Annotated in this window: 6 protein-coding genes and 1 riboswitch; of the genes, 3 read left to right on the top strand and 3 right to left on the bottom strand. The window is 72.4% G+C overall.

The window, feature by feature from the left end:
• Window positions 1–151: 151 nt before the first annotated feature.
• Window positions 152–343, top strand: coding sequence for a DUF5999 family protein (locus ACWF94_RS25580; protein ID WP_453492933.1), 192 nt, complete (start codon window positions 152–154; stop codon window positions 341–343).
• Window positions 344–641: 298 nt separating this feature from the next.
• Here ACWF94_RS25580 and ACWF94_RS25585 read toward each other — a convergent pair whose 3' ends face one another.
• Window positions 642–1,292, bottom strand: a complete 651-nt coding sequence (locus ACWF94_RS25585) for a TetR/AcrR family transcriptional regulator (RefSeq protein WP_453492919.1) — start codon at window positions 1,290–1,292, stop codon at window positions 642–644.
• Between the two features lie 60 nt (window positions 1,293–1,352).
• Between ACWF94_RS25585 and ACWF94_RS25590 the strand changes: the two genes are divergently transcribed.
• On the top strand, window positions 1,353–1,865 hold the full coding sequence (locus tag ACWF94_RS25590) for an SRPBCC family protein (protein ID WP_453492921.1): 513 nt from the start codon (window positions 1,353–1,355) through the stop codon (window positions 1,863–1,865).
• A 302-nt stretch (window positions 1,866–2,167) separates the two neighbouring features.
• Here the strand turns inward: ACWF94_RS25590 and gcvP are convergent, their stop codons facing one another.
• Window positions 2,168–5,056 carry an aminomethyl-transferring glycine dehydrogenase gene (gene gcvP / locus ACWF94_RS25595; RefSeq protein ID WP_453492924.1) on the bottom strand — a complete coding sequence of 963 codons (2,889 nt, stop codon included), beginning with the start codon at window positions 5,054–5,056 and terminating at the stop codon, window positions 2,168–2,170.
• A 180-nt stretch (window positions 5,057–5,236) separates the two neighbouring features.
• Window positions 5,237–5,333: riboswitch (glycine riboswitch) on the bottom strand.
• Between the two features lie 114 nt (window positions 5,334–5,447).
• Here gcvP and ACWF94_RS25600 point away from each other — a divergent pair.
• Window positions 5,448–5,831 carry a PRC-barrel domain-containing protein gene (locus ACWF94_RS25600; protein ID WP_453492927.1) on the top strand — a complete coding sequence of 128 codons (384 nt, stop codon included), beginning with the start codon at window positions 5,448–5,450 and terminating at the stop codon, window positions 5,829–5,831.
• Between the two features lie 793 nt (window positions 5,832–6,624).
• On the opposite strand, the gene ACWF94_RS25605 is transcribed toward ACWF94_RS25600, so the two are convergent.
• Window positions 6,625–8,355 (bottom strand): DNA polymerase IV, encoded by a 1,731-nt coding sequence (locus tag ACWF94_RS25605; RefSeq protein ID WP_453492930.1) that lies wholly within the window; start codon window positions 8,353–8,355, stop codon window positions 6,625–6,627.
• Window positions 8,356–8,461 lie beyond the last annotated feature (106 nt).

Below are 8,461 nucleotides of genomic sequence, written 5' to 3' on the forward strand. Positions count from 1 at the left end.
TCCTTAACCCGTGAGACGAGGTGCCGCGAAATCCCTGCGGATTCACGCCCGTCGGGCAACACTGGGACCGGACCGAGAGATACGGGGGGCGGCCATGACCAGTTCATCGAGCCGCAGGACACTCACCACACCGCAGCGAAAGAACCCGCCCATGTGCCAGCATCAGCCTTCCTGTCCGACATCCGCCTCAGCCGACCGGGACGCGGCCCGCCTGGTCGCGCACCACCCGGAGCAGGGCTGGAGCCTTCTGTGCAATGGCGTCGTCGTCTTCGAGGACACCGGTGAACTGCTGCCGGACGGCCAGATCATCGCACCGCACCGCCAGACCATGTCGGCCGCCTGAGGCGTACCGGCGAAGCCGCGTCTGTCCGGCACGCCTCCGGGCGGACGACATCGCATTGACGACACCGCATGGACGACACGACGACCTGAGGATCCGACGAACCTGATGATCTGAGGACTTGACGACTCGGACGCCACGACCTGAAACGTGTACGACACACCCGCACTCGCACTCGGCGCAGCCGCCGCCGCTGGTGCTCTGCCGGTGACCGGCTCGGGCGGCGACCGGGGCTCGGGCAGTGACCGGGGCTCAGGCAGTGACCGGCTGGGGCGATGGGGGCGTATCAGGCCCCGGGTGACTACGGCTGTGCGGCGGTTTCGCCACGACCGGCCGGAGCGGTCGGCGGCGGAGCCGGCAAGGTGGTGAGGGAACCGAGCAGTGCGGCGGCGCACTCCTCGGTGAGATCCTCGGCGTGGCCGGGGAGATGTGTACCGGCCCGCAGATGGCGGCGGACCAGAGCGAGCGGCAGGTCGACCAGGGCGAGGGTCACCCCCTCGACGGCCCGGGGTCCCGCCGCACCCAGGGCCGCGGCGAGGGACGAGAGCGCGGCGCGCACCCGCCGGTTGCCCCGGTCCGCACGGCGGCGATGCTCCTCCGACCAGTCGGCGCGGCCGAAGTCCTCGGCACCGTAGAGGAGGAGCGCGGCCTCCCCGGGATGGGCACGGCTCCAGGCCACCACATGACGGGCCGCCGCCCGTCCCGCCAGCCTCGGGTCGGTGTCCGCCCCGAGGGCCTTGAGATAGCCCTCCTGAAAGTTCTCGACCGTACGCAGCCAGACCTCGGCGAGCAGCGCGGGCCGTCCGGAGAAGCGGTGGTACACCGAACCGCTCGGGGCCCCCACCGCCTTGGCGACCGCCGACATGGTCACCCCCGCCGGGCCCGACAACGCCGCCTGCCGCACAGCGGCGTCGAGGAACTGGCTCAGATCGAAACGGGCTGGTCGTGCCATGGGCGAGAGGGTACTCTCTCCATATTAGAGAGTCATCTCTAGATCAGCTCGGGAGGGCGGATGGGCGTCTACAACGTGCACGAGCGACTGCTGACCGCGAACAAGAGCGACGTGGGAGCCATGATCGACGCGCTGTCGAGCGACGCCGACAGGCTGTGGCCGCATCCGCGGTGGCCCCGGATGGCCTTCGACCGCCCCCTGACCGCCGGTGCGGTCGGCGGACACGGCCCGATCCGCTACACCGTCGCCGCCCATGTCCCCTCCGTCTGGGTGCGCTTCGCCTTCACCGGGCCGCGCGGCTTCGACGGATTCCACGAATACGTCGTCCTGCCCCTCGACGAGGACCGCACACTGCTGCGCCACACCCTGGCCATGGACACCCACGGCCCGGCTCACCTCACCTGGCCGCTCCTGTGGCGGCCACTCCACGACGCCTGCCTGGAGGACAGCCTCGACCGCGCCGAACTGGCCTGCACGGGCAGGGTCGCGCGCCCGGCGCGCTGGAGCCCGTACGTCCGCCTGCTGCGCGGGCTCGCGAGCCGAACGCGAAGGCCGGCCCGTTCCACGGCGTGACCCGGCGTGACCCGGCGTACGAGGACGGGGAGTCCGCCGATGCCGATGGCGCCACCGCTGCCCGGAGCGTACGACGACGAGGCGCGACGGACCGTGTCCCGTCAGCCGCGTTCCGTACGACGAAGGCCGCCCGGAGGCCGGCCGCGGGAGGTCCGGCCGGGAGCCGACCAGGGCCGCCGGGCCGACCACCGGCCGCTGGGCACGACCACCCACCGGCCGCCCGGCCACCGCCCGGCCGGGAACCGACCAGGGGCCGACCGGAGACCTTCTCCGTACCGGCCCCGGCGCACAGGTGCCGCCCGTCAGCTGTCGTACTCCTCCAGCGGCGGGCAGGAGCAGACCAGATTGCGGTCACCGAAGGCTCCGTCGATCCGGCGGACCGGCGGCCAGTACTTGTCGGCGGCGCTCACCCCGGCCGGGAAGACCGCCTCGTCGCGGGTGTAGGGGTGCTCCCACTCCCCGCCCAGCGCGGCGGCCGTATGCGGCGCGTTCCGCAGCGGATTGTCCTCGGCGGGCCACTCGCCCGAGCCGACCCGCTCGATCTCCGCGCGGATGGCGATCATCGCATCGCAGAAGCGGTCGATCTCGCCCAGATCCTCGCTCTCGGTGGGCTCGATCATCAGCGTCCCGGCGACCGGGAAGGACATCGTCGGCGCGTGGAAACCGTAGTCGATCAGCCGCTTGGCGATGTCGTCGACGCTTACCCCGGTCGCCTTCGACAGCGGACGCAGATCGACGATGCACTCATGGGCGACCAGACCGGCCGGTCCCGTGTACGGCACGGGGTAGTGCGGCTCCAGCCGCTTGGCGATGTAGTTGGCAGCGAGAACGGCGACCTGGGTGGCGCGCTTGAGGCCCTCGCCGCCCATCAGCCGGACATACGCCCAGGAAATGGGCAGGATGCCCGCCGAACCCCAGGGCGCGGCCGAGACCGGACCCACCCCGGTCTCCGGGCCGGCCGTCGGCTGGAGCGGATGGTTGGGCAGATACGGGGCGAGATGCGCCCGCACTCCGACGGGGCCGACGCCGGGGCCGCCGCCGCCGTGCGGGATGCAGAAGGTCTTGTGCAGATTCAGGTGGGAGACATCGCCGCCGAACTCGCCCGGCTTGGCGAGCCCCACCAGCGCGTTGAGGTTGGCGCCGTCGACGTACACCTGACCGCCGGCCTCATGGACCCGCGCACAGATATCGGCGACGTGCTCCTCGAACACCCCGTGCGTGGACGGGTAGGTGATCATCAGCACGGACAGCTCGTCGCGGTACTGCTCGATCTTGGCGCGCAGATCCTCCACGTCGATCTCACCGTCGTCGGCGGTCCTGACCACGACGACCCTCATGCCCGCCATGACCGCGCTGGCGGCGTTGGTGCCGTGCGCGGACGACGGGATGAGACAGACGGTGCGCTGCTCGTCGCCGGCCGCCCGGTGGTACGCGCGTACGGCGAGGAGCCCGGCCAGTTCGCCCTGGGACCCGGCGTTCGGCTGGATGGAAACCTTGTCGTAGCCGGTGACCTCGGCGAGGCGCTCCTCCAGCTCACGGATGAGGGTGAGATACCCGGCGGCCTGCGCGACCGGGGCGAAGGGGTGGATCTGTCCGAACTCGGGCCAGGTGACCGGCTCCATCTCGGTCGTCGCGTTCAGCTTCATGGTGCAGGAGCCGAGCGGGATCATGCCCCGGTCGAGCGCGTAGTCACGGTCGGCCAGACGGCGCAGATAACGCAGCATCGCGGTCTCGGAACGGTGCTGGTGGAAGACCGGGTGGGTCAGGTAGTCGTCGGTCCGCAGCAGTGTGTCCGGCAGTGCGTCGGCGGCGGCCACAGCGTCCAGGGCATCGATGTCGGCGTCGACACCGAAGGCCGCCCAGACGGCGCTCAGCTGGGAGCGCGTGGTGGTCTCGTCACAGGCGAAGGAGACATGGGAGTCGTCCACGAGCCAGAGGTTGACACCGTCCTCGCGGGCGGCCGCGACGACCTGGGCGGCCCGGCCCGGGGCCCGCACGGTGAGGGTGTCGAAGTACGCGCCGTGCACGACCTCCGCACCGCCCGCCTTCAGGCCATCGGCGAGCAGGGTGGCGTAGCGGTGGGTGCGCCGGGCGATCGAACGCAGGCCGTCCGGGCCGTGGTAGACGGCGTACATCCCGGCCATCACGGCGAGCAGCACCTGCGCGGTGCAGATGTTGCTGGTCGCCTTCTCCCGGCGGATGTGCTGCTCACGGGTCTGGAGCGCGAGCCGGTAGGCCCGGTCGCCGTCCGCGTCCACCGACACACCCACGAGCCGCCCGGGCAGATTGCGCGCGAAGGTCTCGCGTACGGCCATATAGCCGGCGTGCGGGCCGCCGAAGCCCATCGGGACGCCGAAGCGCTGAGTGGTGCCCACGGCGATGTCGGCGCCGAGCGCCCCGGGCGAGGTGAGCAGGGTCAGCGCCAGCAGATCGGCGGCCACGGTGACGATAGCGCCGAGCCCGTGCGCCTGCTCGATGACCGGCTTGAGGTCGCGCACCGCGCCGGACGCGCCCGGGTACTGCACCAGGACGCCGAAGACCCCGCGCTCGGCGACCCCGGCGGGGATGCCGTCGCTCAGATCGGCGGTGACGACCTCGACGCCGGCCGGTTCGGCGCGGGTGCGGATCACCGCGAGTGTCTGCGGGAACACATCGGCGTCGACCAGGAAGACGCCGTCCTTGACCTTGCCGACCCGGCGGGCCAGCGACATGGCCTCGGCCGCCGCGGTGCCCTCGTCGAGCAGGGAGGCGCCGGAGGTGGGCAGCCCGGTCAGATCGGCCACCATCGTCTGGAAGTTCAGCAGGGCCTCCAGCCGGCCCTGCGAGATCTCCGGCTGGTACGGCGTGTACGCGGTGTACCAGGAGGGGTTCTCCATGACATTGCGGAGGATGACCGGCGGGGTGAAGGTGCCGTAGTAGCCGAGGCCGATCATCGGCGCCAGGACCTTGTTCCGGTCGGCGAGGGTACGCAGCTCGGCGAGGACCTCGGCCTCGGTGCGCGCGCCGGGGAGGCGCAGGGCCTCGGTGCTCTTGATGACATCGGGAACCGCGGCGGCGGTCAGCTCGTCCAGCGAGCCGTATCCCACCTGCGCCAGCATCTTGGCCTGGGCCCCGGCGTCGGGGCCGATGTGGCGCTGTTCGAAGGGGGTGCCTCGCTCCAACTGTGAGAGCGGAATGCGGTTGGCGGTCATGTGGGAGGCCTCCTGGTCTGACACGACCTGCGAGGGGCACCACGGCGGATGCCCTGGACGGCCTCCCCCTCTGTCATCTCAACCTGAGAGCTTCACCGGGCCGCCGGCCTGCGACGTCCCGGCTTTCACCGTCGGTGAGAGCGGATGCCGTCCGACGCCCGCTCTGCTTTCCAGAGTGACCTCGTCCGTGCGGTACAGGTGCCTGAGAGATTCCGGGGAGGATTTGCTCCTTCGGCGCCACCGTCGTCCTTCCGGTGGACTCTCCCGCACGGGGTCAGCAGCCGTCTGCCAGCCTACCAGCGCGCTCTCTCGGCAATCGCTCAAGTGGCCGACACCCTCAATGTGCCCTTTCGTATGGCTTAAGGAGCAGTTGCGACCATGTGGAGGGACCGTGCAGACCGAAATCGATCCGCGCAGCCTGATCGGCCGCAAGGCGTTCGACCGCAATGGAGCCAAGATCGGCACGGTGGACGAGGTGTATCTGGACGATGCCACCGGTACACCCGAATGGGCGGCAGTCCGCACCGGCCTCTTCGGCCGGGACGCGTTCGTCCCCCTGGAGCCGAGCACCTTCGCCGACGGCACCCTGCGGGTGCCCTACGAGCGCTCACTGATCAAGGACGCCCCCGACTTCGGCGTCGGCCGTCATCTCTCCCCCGAGCAGGAACTACAGCTCTATCACCACTACGGACTCGAACTCTCCGCACCTCCGGAGACCCCGACCCGCGCGCCGGATGACCGCTCCTTCGGCCGGGTAGCGGGCCAGGAGGAGTGACCACCGGATCACGCGCATCCTCGGGGCGTCGGGGCGTCGGGGCGTCGGGACCTCGGGACCCGGGCCCGGCCAGGGGCGGCTCCGGAGGCCGCCCTCCCACGCGTGACCGGGCATCGGCCGGGTCCGGTGTGTGTACCGCCCCCCGGCTGGGCCGGGTCCGGGGTGGTGTACCCGCCCCCGGCTCGACCGGGGCGCCCACCGGCTCCCCTGCCGGCGGATGACACCACCGGCTCGGGCCCGGCCGAGCACGGCTTCCCGGAGGCCCTGGGCAGGGCCGTTCCCCCAGCGGCCAACCCGCTGTCCGTCCCGGCGGCACCCGGCGGGACGGACACGGAGCCGCTCCGGGCCCCGCCCGCTCGCCCCGGCTCCCGGCCGACCGGAGTACCTACACGCCCCGACCACGCCTCAGCACAGCCCCGGGCAGGCGTGGCCGGTCACAGAGCTGCTCAGGGTCCTGCCCGACGGCCCACAAGCCCCGCCCACGGCCAGCCGGACCGCCTCACACGGCCCGACCACAATCCCGGCTCAGCGCCTCAGCCCTCAGCCCTCAGCCCTCAGCCCTCAGCAAGGGTGCCGGTCAGGGAATCCCTCCCGGTCCCTGAACGACCGCCCGCTCGCCCCGGCCACAGCGGGCCTGGCGGACCACCGGCACACCCGGACCGCAGCCGGCCTCGCTGCCCGCACGGCCCAACCACACCCCCGCCCCCGTTCGCCGCCCGGCCTGCCCTCGGCGGTCGGCCTGCCCTCGGCGGTCGGTGCGCTCACCCCGCGGGACGACCGCACCCGTAGGACCTCACCCCGGCACCTGCGGCCTCTCCCCCACAGGAGGCTCCTCCCCGGTCCGGACGGGCTTCTCCGGAGGCTGTACGGGCTGCTCCGGCGGTGTCACCAGCGGCAGTGGTTCGGAGGGCTCCAGATCGGGGTCGCCGACGCGGAAGGTGCGGACGCGCCCCGGCGGCGACCCGGGCTCCTCGAATCGCACGGTGACCCGCCCGACGCCGCTCCCCTGCACCCATCCCGCCCCGTACACCGCGTGGCGCACATCCTGCCCGGCCGACCAGCGGCGCTCCTCGGCCGCCGGCTCCCGCGCGCCGCCACCCGCCCCGGCCTCCCGCTCGCTCTCCGGCGCCCCGGGCCCCTCCAGCGGCACGGTTCGTACGGACCCGATGGGCCATTCGGGCGACGGCGCGGAACCAGGGGCCCGCGCGGGACGCGAAGCGCCCCGGGCGTCCCCGGGCCGCCCGGCCCCCACCTCCGCCACGGCACCCGCGATCTCACCTCCCTGCGCGGCTCCGGCCTGCCGCGAGGGCTCTCCCCCGGACGACGGACCGACACCGGGCCGCCCGGGCGGGCCAGGCGACCCCGGCGAGCCCCCTTCGGACGGGGAGGCACCGGCGGGGCTCCCGTCCAAGGGGGGCCCGTCCGGCGACGAGGACACTGCCTGCTGACCGGCGGCGGCCTGGGCGAAGAGGTCCTCCTGTGTGTAGTCGGCGAGTCCGCTCACCCCCACGCCCAGCAGCCGAACCCCGCCCGTGGTGTCCACGGACTCCAGCAGCCGGCCCGCCGCCTCCCGCACCACAGCGGGGTCGTCGGTCGGCCCCCGCAGCGTCTCGGAGCGGGTCAGTGTCGAGAAGTCGTACCGCCGCACCTTGAGCACGATCGTCCGCCCCGAGTGCCCGGACGCCCGCAGCCGCCGCACACACCGGTCGGCGAGCCGCTCCACCTCGACCCGGATCCTGACCCGGTCGTGCAGATCCACGTCGAAGGTGTCCTCCACGGACACCGATTTCGTGTCGCGCTCGGCCACCACGGGCCGGTCGTCGTACCCGAGCGCCATCCGGTACAGCGAGGTCCCATGCGCCTTGCCCAGCAGCCGTACCAGCTCGTCCTCCCCCGCCTCCGCCAGCTCCGCGCAGATCGTCATCCCCGCCCGCCGCAGATGCTCCCCGGTGGCCGGACCCACCCCGGGCAGCGTCCGCACGGACATCGGCCCCAGCAGCTCACGCTCCGTGCCCGGCTCTATCAGCACCAGGCCGTTCGGCTTCGCCGCCTCCGACGCGATCTTCGCGAGCATCTTGGACCCGGCGAGCCCTACCGATCCGGTGAGCCCTGTGACCTTGAGGATGTCCGCCCGCAGCCGCTCACCCGCCGCGCGCGCCGACGCTGTGTCGCCGGCCACCCCGCCGGCCTCCAGATCGACGAACGCCTCGTCCATGCTCAGCGGCTCCACCAGCGGCGACAGCCGGCTCAACAACTCCATGACCTGCTCGCTCACCGCGCGGTACAGCGAGAAGCGCGGGACGAGATACGCGGCATTCGGAGCGAGCCGTCTGGCCTGCGCCATGGGCATCGCCGAATGGACCCCGAACCGTCTCGCTTCGTACGAGGCGGTCGCGACGACCCCGCGCGGCCCGAGACCGCCCACGACCACCGGTTTTCCGCGCAGACTCGGCTTCGCCGCCTGCTCGGCGGCGGCGAAGAAGGCATCCATGTCCAGATGCAGAATCGTCGGCGCGGATCTCACATCTCCGATGCTGCACTACGCCACTGACAATCGCCCCGACCCATGAGTCCCGCGGCCTGGCCACCCGGCGAATCGCGGCGGCCGACCGCCCGCTCCAGGAGGGTCC

The sequence above is a fragment of the Streptomyces sp. NPDC055078 genome (assembly GCF_053607985.1).

Coding starts and splice junctions, on each gene's coding strand:
- ACWF94_RS25580 (WP_453492933.1), top strand. CDS start 152: ATGTGCCAGCATCAGCCTTCCTGTCCGACATCCGCCTCAGCCGACCGG.
- ACWF94_RS25585 (WP_453492919.1), bottom strand. CDS start 1,292: ATGGCACGACCAGCCCGTTTCGATCTGAGCCAGTTCCTCGACGCCGCT.
- ACWF94_RS25590 (WP_453492921.1), top strand. CDS start 1,353: ATGGGCGTCTACAACGTGCACGAGCGACTGCTGACCGCGAACAAGAGC.
- gcvP (WP_453492924.1), bottom strand. CDS start 5,056: ATGACCGCCAACCGCATTCCGCTCTCACAGTTGGAGCGAGGCACCCCC.